Source organism: Stenotrophomonas maltophilia, assembly GCF_039555535.1.
Lineage (GTDB): Bacteria > Pseudomonadota > Gammaproteobacteria > Xanthomonadales > Xanthomonadaceae > Stenotrophomonas > Stenotrophomonas maltophilia_Q.
Map to the genome: position 1 here is coordinate 152,371 of NZ_CP154630.1, position 13,934 is coordinate 166,304.

Here is a 13,934-nt window from a genome sequence, read left to right on the forward strand (position 1 = left end):
CACCTGCAAGGAGTCTTCGATGCGTCTGTCCTCTGCCATCCTGCCGTTGTCCGCCGCCGTGCTGCTGTCTGCCTGTGGCAGTGCGCCGAAGAAGGCCGAGCCCACCCCGCCGCCGCCGACCGTGGTCAGCGCCGCGAAACAGGCTGAGGCCAATCTGTCGCCGGCCTCGGCCAGCATCGTCAGTGGCCGCCTGGCATTGATGGCGGAGCCCGGTGGCCTGCACATCACCGGCCTGATTGGTGGCCTGCAGCCAATGCAGCAGGCCGGCTTCCACATCCACGAGCGCGGCGACTGCAGCGCGGTGGATGCCAGCAGTGCCGGCAACCACTTCAACCCCGGTGGCGCCGCGCATGGCCGCGCCGGCACCGGCAAGCACCACCTGGGCGACATGGACAATCTGCGTGCCGACGCCCAGGGCCGCGCCAACGTCGATATCCACCTCAAGGGCGTTACCCTTGGCGGAGGCGCCGCCACCGATATCGCCGGACGTGCATTGGTCGTGCATGCCAACGCCGACGACTATCGCAGCCAGCCCGCCGGCAATGCCGGCGTCCGCATCGCCTGCGGCGTGATCCGGGTTGTCCGCTGATCACTGCAGGCATCATCCAGGGAGAGATTCCATGCGTTTGATCCACACTTCGCTGTTCGCCGCCATCACCGCGCTGGGCCTGGCGGCCTGCGGCCAGCAGCCCGCCGCACCGCAGGCGGAAACCCCGCCGGCCGCACCGGCCGACGGCGCCACCACCGAACCGGCCGCAACACCGGCACCGGCCGCCGATGCTTCGGCCACCGCCGAGCTGGCACCGACCCAGGGCAACGAAGCCAAGGGCAGCGTCACCTTCAAGGTGGTCGACGGCAAGGTTCACGTGACCGGCCAGATCAGCGGCCTGAAGCCGGGCAGCGAGCATGGCTTCCACATCCACGAGAAGGGTGACTGCAGCGCGCCGGATGGCATGAGCGCCGGCGGCCACTTCAACCCGGGCCACCAGGATCACGGCAACGTTGCCACCGATCCGCACCACGGCGGCGACATGCCCAACATCAAGGCCGACGACAAGGGCGTGGCCACCATCGACGGCCCGGTCTCCAGCAACGTCAACATCGGCAAGGGTGATGACTTCGACATCATCGGCCGCGGCCTGATCGTCCACGCCGATGCGGATGACTACAAGACCCAGCCGACCGGCAACGCCGGCGCGCGCCTGGCCTGTGCGGTGATCCAGAAGGCCCCGTAAGAAGCACGTGCCGCCTGTAGAGCCGAGCCACGCTCGGCTGCTCTGCAGGCGGCCTGAGCCGGGCATGGGCTCGGCGCTACAACACGCGGCGCCCGTTTCCTGTCAGCGCGCCAGCAGCTCGCGCGCGTCCTGCCCGGCCTCGCAATGCACGAACAGCACCGGCACACCGTGTGCTTCCAGCACCGCGGCCATCTGCCGCTGGCGCATCAGGAACTGCTCGTAGATGCCCTTCAGGCGGTCGCAGTCGTTCTTGCCGTGGTTGTAGTGCGCACACCAGCCGGCCGGGTCGAACAGCGCCATGCGTGCCTCGCCATGGGTGTAACGCAGCAGCGGCTCGGGCGCGGCGTTGAGCCACTCGTCCTCGCCCGGCGCCATGATAGCGGTCTCGATCAGCGGCCACAGCGCGGCCAGGCCCTGGTTGTCGTACTGCATCGACATCATCGCGGCCAGGTCGTTCACGGTGAAATAGCGCGCGTGCTCGATGCGGGCACCGAAGCTGTTCTGCGCCATCAACGCGGTGTCGGCATGCGCCATGCCGTTGGCCAGCAGTGTCTCTTCCAGCGCATTGGCCACTGCATTGGTGGTGGCCACGTCGCTGCCGGTCAGCAGGAACGGCACCACGCGCAGGCCACCGCCCACCAGGCTGGCATCGGCCTGGAACGGCAGCGGTACGTCACCGTTGGCATCGGTACCGAACGCCAGCAGGCGCGGGCCCTGGTTGCGGCCCGGGGCACGCATCTGCAGTTCTTCCAGGCGGCGATGGATCGGCCAGCCCGGGCGCAGTACTTCGGCCGGGTCGAAATGGGCGGCAGCGAACACCAGGTCCAGCTCGGCCACCTGCGGCACCAGCTTGGACAGGTCGCGGCCGACGCGTTCGGCCAGTTCACCGGCCTGTTCAGCGCTGAGCACCGCCTGGCGGGGGATTTCGCCGCCGGCCAGTTCCAGGGCCAGCACGCCAAGGGCATTCATCGCGGGGTCGGGTTTGCTCATGGTTCCACGGTTGGCCCATCACAGGGCGGCAGCTACACTTGGCTCCATTATGCCTGCTCCGTCGTGCAGGCCATGTTGCAGACACCCTCATCCATGCCAGGTATCTCCATGCCCAACGCTCGTCCCGTCGCCATCCTCGGTGGCGTCCGCATTCCGTTCTGCCGCCAGAACACCGCGTATTCGGATGTCGGCAACCTCGGCATGTCGGTCCGTACGCTGGGCGCGCTGGTCGAACGGTTCGGCCTGCATGGCCAGCAGCTCGGTGAAGTGGCGATGGGTGCGGTGATCAAGCACTCCAGCGACTGGAACCTGGGCCGCGAAGCCACGCTATCCTCCGGCCTGTCGCCGCTGACCCCGGGCATCACCCTGCAGCGCGCCTGTGGTACTTCGCTGGACAGCATCATCACCGTTGCCAACAAGATCGCGCTGGGCCAGATCGAATCGGGCATCGGCGGCGGTTCCGATACCACGTCCGACGTGCCGATCGTCTACGGCAAGAAGCTGCGTGCGCGCCTGCTGGCTGCCAACCGTGCCAAGAGCACCGGCGACAAGATCCGTGCGCTCACCGCCGGCTTCAAGTTCTCCGAACTGAAGCCCGAGTTCCCGGGCGTGGCCGAGCCGCGCACCGGCAAGAGCATGGGCGACCATTGCGAGGACATGGCCAAGGAATGGAACATCTCGCGCGACTCGCAGGACGAGTGGGCGGTGTCCTCGCACAAGAAGCTGGCTGCCGCTTATGAGCGTGGCTTCTTCAACGACCTGATCGCACCGTTCCGTGGCGTCGAGCGCGACAACATCCTGCGCCCGGATACCTCGCTGGAAAAGCTCGCCACACTGAAGCCGGCCTTCGACAAGGTCTCCGGCCGCGGCACGCTCACCGCCGCCAATTCCACCCCGCTCACCGATGGCGCTGCCGCGGTGCTGCTGGCCAGCGAGGAATGGGCGCGTGCGCACGGCCATGAGCCGCAGGCCTACCTGCGTGATGCCCACGTGTCGGCCGTTGACTTCGTGCACGGCGAAGGCCTGCTGATGGCGCCGACGGTGGCCGTGCCGGAAATGCTCAAGCGCAACGGCCTGACCCTGCAGGACTTCGACATCTACGAGATCCACGAAGCCTTCGCTGCGCAGGTGCTGTGCACCCTGCGTGCGTGGGAGAGCGAGGATTACTGTCGCAACCGCCTGGGCCTGGACGCGCCGCTGGGCCGCATCGACCCGGACAAGATCAACCTGCTGGGTTCGTCGCTGGCTACCGGCCATCCGTTCGCCGCCACCGGCGCACGCGTGATCGCAACGGCGGCCAAGCAGCTGGCCGAACGCGGCGGCGGCCGTGCACTGGTATCGATCTGCACCGCCGGCGGCATGGGTGTGGTGGCGATCGTCGAACGCTGATTGTTGCGACCACACGCCAACCAAGGTTGGCGACTACCGGGTTCCACATATGAAAACGCCGCCCGATGGGCGGCGTTTTCGTTGGTTGCTCCGGTGGGTGCCGACCGTTGGCCGGCACACCTCAGCCATGCTTACGGCAACCGCGGATTACCGAATTCGTCGCGCTCTTCGTTGGCGTCATACACCGGCGGCTGCACCGCGATCGGCTGCTCTTCCACCGTGGCCCGCGACGGCGCTTCAATGCCGCGAACCAGCTCCACGCTGTCCTCGCCACGCTGCAGGCGCAGTGCATTGGCCAGGCACTGCGCGGCCAGCGCGTGTTCGCCACGCTGCGCGAACATTTCACCCAGCGCTTCCCATGCCGGCGCACCCGCGCCCGCGGCGATGGCTTCGTGCAGGAACGCATCGGCGGCATCCCACTGCTGCTGGGCCAGCGCCACGCGGCCCTGTGCCAGGCGCAGCGCGGCCGAGTCGTCATGTACGTTGCGCCAGCGCGCCAGGTTGCTCTGGCGGGTGGCCAGGCGCTCGGCCGGCAGTCGGCCATACAGCGCCACCAGCTCGTCGTCCCAGCGATGGTCCAGGGCCTGTTCCAGCGCCAGCAGCGCGGGCTCGTCCCAGTTCAGTGCTACCGCACGGCTGGCATACGCGCCCACCACGTCCGGGGTGGGGCGCAGCGCCTTCGGCGTGGCCTCCCACTGCGCGGCCAGCGCATTGACGTCGGCCGCTTCCAGCAGCGCCTGTGCCGCCAGGCGTGCTTCCAGTTCGCTGTTCGCGTCGGTCGGCAGCACCTTGCTCTGGCGCAGCGCACCCAGCTGGCCATAGGCCTCGTGGGCGCGGCCGGCGCGGGCCAGCGCTTCGGTACGCAGCCACAGGCCGCGTGGCGGCAGCGGCTGGATTGCCGCTACGTCCAGGGCATTGATCGCATCCACCGGCAGGTCGCGCGCCAACAGCTGTTCGGCGCGCAGCAGCGCCTGCAGCGTGGCATCGCTTTCGCCCAGGCGCTGCAGCAGTGCTTCACCGGCGGGGCCGTCGGCACGCGCCTGTGCGCTGCGCACAGCGTTGGCCAGCGCCACCGCGCTCACTTCCGGGTCCTTGGCCGCGCCGTCCAGCAGCTTCTCGGCACGCTGCCACTGGCCATGTTCGTATGCCTGCAGGCCGTCGATCAGGCGCACCCGGCCCTGCTTGCGGCGGTAGCGGCCCCAGGCCCGGAACGGTGCGGCAATCAGGCTCCACAGCAGCCACAGCACCAGCACCGCGATCACCGACAGCAGCGCTACCTTCGGCAGGTTGCTGTGATAGTCGTAGCCGCCGTAGCGCAGGGTCACTTCGCCGAAGCGGTTGAGGTCATCGGCGCCGAGCCATTGCGCGGCGACCACGCCGATGGCCACGGCCAGCAACAGCACGACCAGGGATTGCAGGGGTTTCATGCGGGATTACCTCCGGTCGGTCTGGGTGCGCAGTTGCTGCAGGGTGCTGCCAAGAACGGCGTTGCTGGCCTGCAGCGGAAGCTCGCGCAAGGCCTTCAGTTCAGCACGTTGCGCGCGCAGGGCCGGTGAATCCGGCCAGCGTCGCTGTGCCCAGTGCTCCACGCGTGCCAACGCGGTATCGCGGCCGGCGCGGTCGCCACGTTCGATCGCGGCGCGCGCCAGGGTCAGTTCCAGTTGCAATGCATCGTCGGCATTGCGGCGTTCGGCAGCGGTCAGCGGGCCGTTCTGGCGGCTCGGTGTGATGTCCACGAACGGGGCCAGCGTCGATTGCCACCATGGTTTTGCGGGGGCGGTCGCAGCGTTGCCGGTCACGTGCGAGGGCAGCCCCTGCAGTGCCTTGGCCAAGGCATCCAGGCGCTGCAGCGACTGCACGCGCGGGCCGGCGCCCAGTGCATCGAGCGCATCGCGCTCCTGCACCAGCGCCTGGCGCAGGTTCAGGCCTTCGCTGTCGGGAAGGTCGGCCAGCGCGGTGGCAGCCTGTGCGTACAGGCGGCGCGCGCCGTCCACGTCGTCGGCGTAGTTGAGGCGCTGCGCGGCCTGGGTCAGCAGCAGTTCGGCCTCATCGCGCTGTACCGCCTGGCGCCCCTGGTTGGCGCTGTCGGCCAGCTTGGCCAGGTTCTCTTCCAGCAGCGCACTGCGCTGCGAGAGGCCCAGCATCTCGTCGCGCAGCACGCGGTTGGTGGCCGCCGCATCCTGCAGGCGCTGGCTGGTCGCGCGCTGGTCGCGGCGCAGCGCGTCCAGCGTGGCTTCCAGGCCCTGCAGCTGCACGGCGGTGGTCTGCGCCTGCGCGTACTGCTCTTCCTGTTGCTGCTGCCAGAAGTACCAGCCGGCATAGCCGCCCGCACCCAGCACGACCACCCCGGCCAGCGGCAGCAGCCAGCGCACGGGTCGATGGGGTGGAGCAGCGGGCGGAGTGTCGTTCATCGGGCTTCCTTGTCGGCTGTGTTGCCAGTCGGTTCCGGCAGGCCGCGTTGTGCACAGCATCACTGTTGCCGACGGCAGCGGCAAGCGTGACGCACGTCCCTGTTCAGGTCGCTGCCGGGCCGGTGAGCGTGGCGTGTGCAGCGGCGACCAATTGTTCAGTGGTTGGCCCGGCACTGCGCACGACCCGGTGCAGGCCCAGGCCGCGAGCCTGTTCACCCAGCCGGTCGCTGGCGACCACGATGCTGGCATGTGCCCGCAGGCGGTGCTGCAGCACAGGCGGAATCTGGCGCCAGAAATGCTGAAGCGCTTCGCCACTGCTGACCGCAAGCACCCAGGGATACGCTGAACGCTCCAGCCGGGCCAACATACGCGGTGGCAGGCCCAGCAGACGGCGCTGATAGACGTCGGCGCGTTCGAGGGTGGCGCCGGCCGCTTGCAGCTGCGCACCAATGAGGCCGCGTCCACCGGGGGCGGTGACCAGGCCGATGCGCAGGCCCTGCACCTGCGCCAGAACCGGCAGGGCGAGCAGGCCTTCGCTGTCCATCCGCTGCGGTGCATGCACCTGGTCAATGCCCTGCGCCCGCAACGCGCGCGCGGTGCCTTCGCCCACCGTCAGCCAAGGACTGCGCTGCGCCTCGGCCAGCGGCAGCAGCGTGGCGGCTGCGGCCACCGCAGCCGGGCTGGTGAACACCACCCGATCGCAGTTCAGCGCGCGTTGCAGCTGGCGCACCACTGGCGTGCCCTGCAGGCGTTGCAAGCGCCAGGGCGGCAGGGCCACGACATGCCCGCCCAGCCCAGCAACGGCGCGGCGCAGCGTCGCATTCTGGCCCCGCGGGCGCAGCGAAATGAAGGTCCAGCCCGCCTCGGAACCGGCAGCGCCAGTGGGTATCGTATGGTCGGCCATTGCCTGCATTATGCGGGCCCTTCGTTGTCGTGGTCGCTGCTCCGATGTCCGTTGATGCCCTGACTTCCTCGTTGGCCGCCCTGCAGGACGTGCTGGACTGCATGCCGGCGGTCCGCGCCATGCAGATCCAGCTCGACGGCTATGCCGACGGCGTGCTGCGCATCACCGCGCCGCTGGCCGCCAACGTCAACGACAAGGGCAATGCCTTCGGTGGCAGCCTGGCCTCGGTGCTGACCCTGTCGGGCTGGGCACTGGTCAGCCTGCGCCTGCGCCTGGCCGGCCACGATGCCGAGGTCTACGTGGCCGACAGCAACCTGCGCTACCTGGCCCCGGTCTACGAAGACCTGCATGCCTATGCCGAAGCGGCCGAAGCCAGCGGCTGGGACGCCTTCCTGAATACCTTCCGCCAGCGCCGCAAGGCCCGCATCAGCATCATCGCCACCCAGCCCGGCGCCGATGGCAAGCCCGCCGCCGAGTTCAGCGGGCGCTTTGTTGCCTTCGCCAGAGGGTAGGATGGCAGGCTGACGTTCTGGGGAAACCACCGATGCGCCGCCTCATCCAGTTCCTGATCTGTTCCCTGCTGCTGGCCAGCGCCGCCGCCTCGGCCGACGACCTCAGCCGCAAGCAGCGAAAGCTGCTGGAAGAGACCCAGATCGCCTATGGGGCGACCATCCGCTGGGGCAGCATGGACGATGCCATCGGCTATCTGGACCCCAAGCAGCGCAAGGAAAAGCCGCCCACCGAGTTCGAGCTCAACCGCTACGCGCAGCTGCGCGTGTCGTCCTACCGCGAGCGCAGCAGCGCGGCGCTGGAAGGCGGCCTGGTCGAGCGCCGGGTCGAAATCGGGGTGATCAACCAGAACACCCAGGCCGAACGCACCGTGATGGTGGTCGAGCGCTGGCGCTGGGATCCGGAGGCCAAGCGCTGGTGGCAGACCGCCGGCCTGCCGGACCTGTGGAAGGGGCAGTGACGGGCCGCGTCCGGCTTGTGCGACAATCGGCGCCCGCTTAATCGACCCGTGACCTGAGTGAATTACGAAGAGTTGCTGGCCTTTGCAGGCCGAAACCCGATGCTGTCCGCGGCCCTGGTCGGCCTGACCGTGGCCATCATCGTCACCGAGATCCGCCGCCTGTTCCGGGGCTTCAAGGGCATCAAGCCCGCCGAACTGACCCAGCTGATGAACGCGGGTGGCACGGTGGTGGTCGACCTGTCGGCCAGCGGTGACTTCGAGAAGGGCCACATTGCCGGCAGCCGCAACGCCCAGGCCAGTGCCTTCGGCCCGGACAACAAGCTGGTGGCCAATGCCAAGCAGTCGCCGGTGGTGCTGGTGTGCCGCAGCGGCAACGCCTCGGAAACCGCCGCCAAGGCACTGAAGAAGGCCGGCTTCGAGAAGGTCTACGTGCTCGACGGCGGCATTCCCGCCTGGCAGCAGGCCGAGCTGCCGCTGGTCAAGGGCCGCAACTGATTGCCGCAGGTGGCGGATCCGGCCTTGTATGGGCCTGATGCCGCCCCCATCGCAGTAATTCGACCATCGTTTTCATTGCATTCATTGGAGTTACTGGAAATGTCCGAAGAGATCACCAACGGCGCTGCTGCGCCGGTCGATGCCGCCACCGGCCCCGCTTTCACCGTCGAGAAGATCTACGTCAAGGACGTCTCCTTCGAGTCGCCGAACGCTCCGACCATCTTCAATGACCAGGTGCAGCCGGAGCTGCAGCTGAACCTGAACCAGCAGGTGCAGCGCCTGGGTGAAAACGCCTTCGAAGTCGTGCTGGCCGTCACCCTGACCTGCCAGGCCGGTGAGCGCACCGCCTACGTGGCCGAAGTGAAGCAGGCCGGCGTGTTCGGCCTGGTCGGCCTGGACCCGCAGTCGATCGACGTGCTGCTCGGCACCCAGTGCCCGAACATCCTGTTCCCGTACGTGCGCCAGCTGGTCAGCGACCTGATCCAGGCCGGCGGCTTCCCGCCGTTCTTCCTGCAGCCGATCAACTTCGAAGGCCTGTACGCAGAAACCCTGCGCCAGCGCCAGGAGCAGGGCGACGCACCGTCGCTGGCTGACTCCGAGCCGGCCGGCAACGCCTGATTCCTGCCGCGACGTCACGGATGAGCACTACCGCTGACAAGATCGCCGTGCTGGGCGCCGGTTCCTGGGGAACCGCGCTGGCCAGCCTGCTCGCACGGCACGGTCACCCGACCGTGCTGTGGGGGCGCGACGCTGCCGTGGTCGAAGCCATCGACCAGCGCCACGAGAACCCGCGTTACCTGCCGGGCATCCCGCTGCCGGACAGCCTGCGTGCCACCACCGACCTGGCGTCGGCGGTGGAGGGCGCGGCCTGGATCCTGGTGGTGACCCCGTCGCACGCCTTCGGTGAAACCGTGCGTGCGCTGGCGCCGCTGCGCCCGGCCGGTGCCGGCGTGGCCTGGGCCACCAAGGGCTTCGAACCCGGTTCGGGCCGCTTCCTGCATGAAGTAGCGCGCGAAGTGCTGGGCGAGGACGTGCCGCTGGCCGTCGTCACCGGCCCGTCGTTCGCCAAGGAAGTGACCCAAGGTCTGCCGACCGCGATCACCGTGCATGGCGACGTGCCCGAGTTCGCGCAGACGGTGGCCGAGGCGATGCATGGCCCGGCGTTCCGTGCCTACACCGGCGACGACATGGTCGGTGCCGAGCTGGGCGGTGCGATGAAGAACGTGCTGGCCGTGGCCACCGGCGTGGCCGATGGCATGCAGTTGGGCCTCAACGCCCGTGCCGGGCTGATCACCCGTGGCCTCAACGAGATGCTGCGCCTGGCCGCTGCCATCGGTGCCAAGCCGGAAACGCTGATGGGCCTGGCCGGCCTGGGCGATCTGGTGCTGACCTGCACCGGCGACCTGTCGCGCAACCGCCGCCTGGGGCTTGCCCTGGGCCGTGGCCAGACGCTGCAGGATGCCGTGCGCGAAATCGGCCAGGTGGTCGAGTCGGTGCAGACTGCCGACGAAGTGATGCGACAGGCACGCCGCCATGGCATCGACCTGCCGATCTCCGACCGCGTGCGCGCCGTGCTGCACGGCGAGCAGACACCGGAAGAAGGCCTGCGCGCATTGCTGGCGCGGGAACAGAAACCGGAATACCCGGACACACTGTTCAAGTGAATCGAAAAACCCCGGCTTCGCGCCGGGGTTTTTTCATCAGGGAGTACCCCATGCGGGTGCCGGACCGGAGACAGGCATTGATCGGTGCCAAGCTTGCTTGGCATCACGCGCGCGGCATATCCACGCATGGCGTGGATCTACTGCAACGCCCGATCACCGCGCCCGTGGCGGCGCGTTGGCGTTGTCCATGTCCGAAAAGATCAGCCACGGCCCATCGCCCTCACGCTTCAGCGTGAGCGTGAACTTGCCGGTATCGCCCACGTTGTTGCCGTAGCCGTAGGCACCGATGATGTAACCCGTGTTCCCCTCCACTGCATACGCCAACGCGCGCAACCGCAACGGGCTGCTGCCCTGGCCGGCATACGCGGCCTCGATCGCGCTGCGTCCGCGCACCGGTGGCTGGTGGCTCTGCAGCACAAAGCCATCCTCGGCGAACAGCGCGGCCAGTGCCTTGGCATCACCGGTGCGCCATGCCTGCTCGTAGTCGCGCAGCACGCGCTCCAGTGGCGCGGGCACTGCTGTATCGGCCAGGCGCGCAGGCGTCGAGCCTTCAGCTCCGAACGCCATTGCCGGCGTTGCCAGCAGCAGGGCACTGCAGAAGATCATGGCGAGTGGTGTACGGCGCATGCGTCCGGCTCCAGGCGATGACGGGAAGCTACAAACGCATCCTAGCGCGGTGCTGGTTAGAATCACGCGGCCGCCAATTCGGCGGATGCAGCGCAGATCAGACAAGGACACGCGATGAAGATGCGGATCACAGGGATGGCGATGATGGCGGCGCTGCTGGCAGCCTGCGGGCAGGCACCTGAGAAGACTGGCGGGACTGCACCTGCTGCGGCGCCAGCGCCGACGACTGAAGCACCGGCCGCCACGGCCACCGTGGTCGAGAAGGAACCGTCCATCGAAGACGGCGTGGATCCCGCGGTGTGGGACAACGAAGGCGAACCGGAAGACCCGGACGCCGGCGGCGAACTGACCTGCGCGGACAATCCGCTGGCGACCCACTTCTTCACCCTGGTGGGCGGCAACACCGTGGACGACTGCGGCCGCAAGGACCCGAAGGTGCTGGCCGCGTTCGATGCGCTGATGAAGGGCACGCAGGACGCCGAATCCACCGACAAGGACATTCCGTCGCTGCGCAAGCGCCTGTTGAGCGGACCCAGCGGCCCTGGCGAGCTGGTAGTGCTGCAGGGCGAGCCGTGGTGGTTCTACACCGCCTGCCAGGCCCACGATTGCCCCGGCACCGCGTTGGCGATGCTGTACTCGCCCGATCAGTCGAAGCTGGTCGGCCGTCTTACCGCGCGCTGCCGTGTGTGGTGGCTGGGCGAGCCGACGGCGGAACAGCGTGCGCAGATCGAACAGCGCCAGCCACTGCAGGATGCCGCGTTGAAGGAAGACAGCGCGCTCTGCGAGTGATGTGGCGCGCTCCGCAGCGCCGGGCCGTGCCCGGTGCTGCAGTGAGCGTTGCTCCCCGTATTACCCTTCCGGCCGCATGCGCGCGCTGACCTGTGCGGCCAGCGACAGGCTGGCCATCATCAGGCCCTCCATCACGCGGTCGCCCACGTACTCCTCGTCGGGTCCGTTCTGGCGCACGCGCTCGGCAGCCAGCAGCATTTCCAGCGCCACGCGTAGCCCGGCCAACGCACAGTCCGCGTCGGCCAGCGCCATGCGGCGCCCTGGCATCTGATGACGTTCGGGCCAGGGCTGGCCGTCGGCGGCCGCGCCCTGGCCGATGCGGTCGAGCGTGGCGATGAAACCGTGCGGATCGTGCGGGTGCGGTGTTTCCGAGGGCGCGTCCGCGTTGGCGGGCACGTACTGCGCGCGCAGGCGGGAGGATTCGGGTGTGCTCATGGCAAGGGCTCCGTGCAGGACAGACGGCAGCCGCCACGCAAAGGTGGCGGGCGGAGACGTGGTTCGAAAACCGGGCGCTTGTTGAAACCGGCAGGCACAAGGCCTCCACGCTCCGCCCGCCATGACCGGCAGACGGATTGCCCGCCGGCGCCACGAGGGGTGACGCCGGCGGGCAAGCGTTGTCAAACAAGCGCACGGGTTTTCGAAGCCCGGCCATCCTTTTTCGATGGCACGTCATCTGTACGCGTGCTGCTGCGCGGTGCCAATCAGAACAGTTGCATTCAACGCTTGATCAAAGACGCTTTTGGCATTTTTGCATGCTGTTAAGCCGTCGCAGACGCAGGCGCCGCAACGTCCGTAGCGGCATGGGGAATATGCGACATGGGTCGAAGTTGATGACGTGGCGTACGGGTACCCCACCAGGCCGATGACGACAGTGCGGGGCGAAGGACGTAAATAGACTTCGACGCACTCCGGTCTGTCAGTGCTCTTCGCGTCTCTCGTACCAGGCTTGAGTACGGTTCACGATCCGCACCACAGACAACATGACCGGCACCTCGATCAGCACACCAACTACCGTCGCCAGTGCAGCCCCCGAATGCACGCCGAACAGTCCCACCGCGCTGGCAACCGCCAATTCGAAGAAATTGCTGGCACCAATCAACGCCGAAGGGCCGGCCACGCAATGCGCCACGCCCAGGCGACGATTGAGCAGGTAAGCCAGGCCGGAAGTGAAATAGACCTGGATCAGGATCGGCACCGCAATCAGTGCGATCACCAGCGGCTGCTTCACGATCTGCTGGCCCTGGAAGCCGAACAGCAGGACCAGTGTGAGCAGCAGCGCACACAGCGAGACGGGCCCAAGCTTGCGAAGCACCCGCTGCAACGCTGCCTCGCCACGACGCATCAGGATCCAGCGCCGCAGCAACGCAGCCACCAGCACCGGCGCCACGATGTAGAGGCCCACCGACAGCAGCAGCGTATCCCACGGCACGGTGATCGCCGACAGGCCCAGCAGCAGTGCAACCACCGGCGCGTAGGCAACCACCATGATCGCGTCGTTCAACGCCACCTGGCTCAGGGTGAAGTTGGCATCACCGCGGCACAGGTTGCTCCACACGAACACCATGGCGGTGCAGGGTGCGGCTGCCAGCAGGATCAACCCGGCGATGTAGCTGTCGATCTGTGCTGCTGGCAACCAGTCGGCGAAGGCATGGCGCAGGAATAGCCAGCCCAGCAGCGCCATCGAGAATGGCTTCACGGCCCAGTTGATGAACAGCGTTACGCCGATGCCCTTCCAGTGCTGCTGCAACTGGCGCATCGCAGCGAAGTCGACCTTCAGCAGCATCGGGATGATCATCAGCCAGATCAGCACCGCAACCGGCAGGTTGACCTTGGCGACCTCTGCGGATGCCAGCGCGGCAAAAGCGCCGGGCAGGACGTGGCCCAGCAGGGTGCCAGCCGCAATGCACAGCACAACCCACAGCGTCAGGTGTCGCTCGAACAGGCTCATGGCACCGTCACTGCGCGCCGTCGGTCGGCAGCAGCCGGCCGATCCGGTCCAGCGCCTGCTGCAGCGCCGTGCGGTCGGACCACACCGATTCGGGCAACGCGAGCAATGCACGCAGTCGCAGCTTCACGATGGCATGGGCCTGCGCGAATGCTGCGGCCTTGTCGGCATCGCTACCCGCTACGGCCGCCGGATCGGGCAGGCCCCAGTGGCTGCGGACGAAGTCACCGAACACCACAGGGCAGGCCTCCGCTGCGGCTGCATCACACACGGTGATCACCAGATCCATCGGTGCTGCATCCACGAACTCATCCCACGACTTGCTGCGCAGCCCTTCAATGGGCATTCCTTCGGCCTGCAACTGGGCCAGCGCGAAGGGGTTGATCTGGCCAGTGGGCTGGCTGCCCGCACTGAATGCGCTGAAGCGATCGCCGCCCCAGGCGCGCAGGGTGGCTTCAGCAAGCACGCTGCGGGCGCTGTTGCCGGTACAGAGGAACAGGACAGAACGGGTCATG

At 67.9% G+C, this 13,934-nt stretch carries 17 protein-coding genes; 9 read left to right on the forward strand and 8 right to left on the reverse strand.

Annotation, left to right across the window (positions count from 1 at the left end):
- Positions 1 to 19 precede the first annotated feature (19 nt).
- Positions 20 to 589: a superoxide dismutase family protein gene (locus AASM09_RS00585; RefSeq protein WP_049429846.1), complete on the forward strand. Its 570-nt coding sequence runs from the start codon at positions 20 to 22 to the stop codon at positions 587 to 589.
- A 31-nt stretch (positions 590 to 620) separates the two neighbouring features.
- Positions 621 to 1,235 (forward strand): superoxide dismutase family protein, encoded by a 615-nt coding sequence (locus tag AASM09_RS00590; protein ID WP_049429845.1) that lies wholly within the window; start codon positions 621 to 623, stop codon positions 1,233 to 1,235.
- 102 nt (positions 1,236 to 1,337) lie between these two features.
- Here AASM09_RS00590 and AASM09_RS00595 read toward each other — a convergent pair whose 3' ends face one another.
- Positions 1,338 to 2,225 carry a hypothetical protein gene (locus tag AASM09_RS00595; RefSeq protein WP_049429844.1) on the reverse strand — a complete coding sequence of 296 codons (888 nt, stop codon included), beginning with the start codon at positions 2,223 to 2,225 and terminating at the stop codon, positions 1,338 to 1,340.
- A gap of 93 nt (positions 2,226 to 2,318) precedes the next feature.
- Here AASM09_RS00595 and AASM09_RS00600 point away from each other — a divergent pair, with 93 nt between their 5' ends.
- Positions 2,319 to 3,614, forward strand: coding sequence for an acetyl-CoA C-acetyltransferase (locus AASM09_RS00600; RefSeq protein WP_099551602.1), 1,296 nt, complete (start codon positions 2,319 to 2,321; stop codon positions 3,612 to 3,614).
- Between the two features lie 131 nt (positions 3,615 to 3,745).
- On the opposite strand, the gene AASM09_RS00605 is transcribed toward AASM09_RS00600, so the two are convergent.
- From AASM09_RS00605 to AASM09_RS00615, 3 genes are all read right to left on the reverse strand, one after another.
- The gene (locus AASM09_RS00605) at positions 3,746 to 5,041 is read right to left on the reverse strand and encodes a heme biosynthesis HemY N-terminal domain-containing protein (RefSeq protein WP_100443739.1); all 1,296 of its coding nucleotides are present in this window, start codon (positions 5,039 to 5,041) and stop codon (positions 3,746 to 3,748) included.
- 6 nt (positions 5,042 to 5,047) lie between these two features.
- Positions 5,048 to 6,025 (reverse strand): uroporphyrinogen-III C-methyltransferase, encoded by a 978-nt coding sequence (locus AASM09_RS00610; RefSeq protein WP_049429841.1) that lies wholly within the window; start codon positions 6,023 to 6,025, stop codon positions 5,048 to 5,050.
- Positions 6,026 to 6,128: 103 nt separating this feature from the next.
- Complete coding sequence (locus AASM09_RS00615; protein ID WP_049429840.1) at positions 6,129 to 6,938, reverse strand: uroporphyrinogen-III synthase; 810 nt, start codon at positions 6,936 to 6,938, stop codon at positions 6,129 to 6,131.
- Positions 6,939 to 6,973: 35 nt separating this feature from the next.
- Here AASM09_RS00615 and AASM09_RS00620 point away from each other — a divergent pair, with 35 nt between their 5' ends.
- From AASM09_RS00620 to AASM09_RS00640, 5 genes are all read left to right on the forward strand, one after another.
- Entirely contained in the window at positions 6,974 to 7,441 is a 468-nt protein-coding gene (locus tag AASM09_RS00620; RefSeq protein WP_049429839.1) for a YiiD C-terminal domain-containing protein, read from the forward strand.
- Between the two features lie 32 nt (positions 7,442 to 7,473).
- Positions 7,474 to 7,899: a hypothetical protein gene (locus tag AASM09_RS00625; protein WP_049429838.1), complete on the forward strand. Its 426-nt coding sequence runs from the start codon at positions 7,474 to 7,476 to the stop codon at positions 7,897 to 7,899.
- Between the two features lie 57 nt (positions 7,900 to 7,956).
- A complete protein-coding gene (locus tag AASM09_RS00630; RefSeq protein ID WP_004153552.1) occupies positions 7,957 to 8,394 on the forward strand; it encodes a rhodanese-like domain-containing protein in 438 nt (145 codons plus the stop codon).
- Positions 8,395 to 8,493: 99 nt separating this feature from the next.
- Positions 8,494 to 9,012 carry a protein-export chaperone SecB gene (secB, locus tag AASM09_RS00635; RefSeq protein ID WP_004153553.1) on the forward strand — a complete coding sequence of 173 codons (519 nt, stop codon included), beginning with the start codon at positions 8,494 to 8,496 and terminating at the stop codon, positions 9,010 to 9,012.
- Positions 9,013 to 9,032: 20 nt separating this feature from the next.
- Positions 9,033 to 10,058, forward strand: a complete 1,026-nt coding sequence (locus AASM09_RS00640; protein ID WP_005407597.1) for an NAD(P)H-dependent glycerol-3-phosphate dehydrogenase — start codon at positions 9,033 to 9,035, stop codon at positions 10,056 to 10,058.
- 153 nt (positions 10,059 to 10,211) lie between these two features.
- Here AASM09_RS00640 and AASM09_RS00645 read toward each other — a convergent pair whose 3' ends face one another.
- On the reverse strand, positions 10,212 to 10,664 hold the full coding sequence (locus tag AASM09_RS00645; RefSeq protein ID WP_049429837.1) for a YybH family protein: 453 nt from the start codon (positions 10,662 to 10,664) through the stop codon (positions 10,212 to 10,214).
- Between the two features lie 135 nt (positions 10,665 to 10,799).
- On the opposite strand from AASM09_RS00645, the gene AASM09_RS00650 reads away from it, so the two are divergent.
- The gene (locus AASM09_RS00650; protein ID WP_049429836.1) at positions 10,800 to 11,474 is read left to right on the forward strand and encodes an Ivy family c-type lysozyme inhibitor; all 675 of its coding nucleotides are present in this window, start codon (positions 10,800 to 10,802) and stop codon (positions 11,472 to 11,474) included.
- Positions 11,475 to 11,534: 60 nt separating this feature from the next.
- On the opposite strand, the gene AASM09_RS00655 is transcribed toward AASM09_RS00650, so the two are convergent.
- The 3 genes from AASM09_RS00655 to AASM09_RS00665 form a co-directional block, all read right to left on the reverse strand.
- Positions 11,535 to 11,909 carry a hypothetical protein gene (locus AASM09_RS00655; RefSeq protein WP_080355047.1) on the reverse strand — a complete coding sequence of 125 codons (375 nt, stop codon included), beginning with the start codon at positions 11,907 to 11,909 and terminating at the stop codon, positions 11,535 to 11,537.
- A 481-nt stretch (positions 11,910 to 12,390) separates the two neighbouring features.
- The gene (arsB, locus tag AASM09_RS00660; protein WP_049429835.1) at positions 12,391 to 13,422 is read right to left on the reverse strand and encodes an ACR3 family arsenite efflux transporter; all 1,032 of its coding nucleotides are present in this window, start codon (positions 13,420 to 13,422) and stop codon (positions 12,391 to 12,393) included.
- 7 nt (positions 13,423 to 13,429) lie between these two features.
- Complete coding sequence (locus AASM09_RS00665) at positions 13,430 to 13,933, reverse strand: arsenate reductase ArsC (RefSeq protein WP_049429834.1); 504 nt, start codon at positions 13,931 to 13,933, stop codon at positions 13,430 to 13,432.
- Between the last annotated feature and the right edge of the window lies 1 nt (position 13,934).